The sequence below is a fragment of the Neisseria sp. HMSC055H02 genome, from assembly GCF_001813335.1.
GTDB lineage: Bacteria > Pseudomonadota > Gammaproteobacteria > Burkholderiales > Neisseriaceae > Neisseria > Neisseria sicca_C.
This window is the reverse complement of sequence record NZ_KV812114.1, coordinates 1-282: the sequence shown is the minus strand read 5'-3', so window position 1 is coordinate 282 and position 282 is coordinate 1. Positions and strand designations below refer to the sequence as shown.

1 pseudogene is annotated in these 282 nt (G+C 36.5%); it reads right to left on the bottom strand.

Annotated features, from left to right (window positions below):
* Nucleotides 1-71: 71 nt before the first annotated feature.
* Nucleotides 72-282: pseudogene (locus HMPREF2907_RS08705) on the bottom strand (hypothetical protein); the annotation flags it as partial.

Here is a 282-nt window from a genome sequence, read left to right as displayed (position 1 = left end):
GGGATTTTGGGGAATTTTGCAAAGGTCTCAGACGGCCTTTTGAATTCATACAAGCTATGGCTTGCTTATATTTATAATTGTCTAAATTTCCAATAATCCCGCCCTTCAATTTTCCAGTAACAGAATTCGTCCGGTATTAAATACCCAAAATCCATTGCCTTTGAAAACCAGTCATCATAGACATAATCTTCATGACATCTGTCCCAATCCATATGCAGATACACTTCCGTATCAAAATTGATATAGAACAAAGGCAGCCTCGAAGAAATCTGATTGATTTTT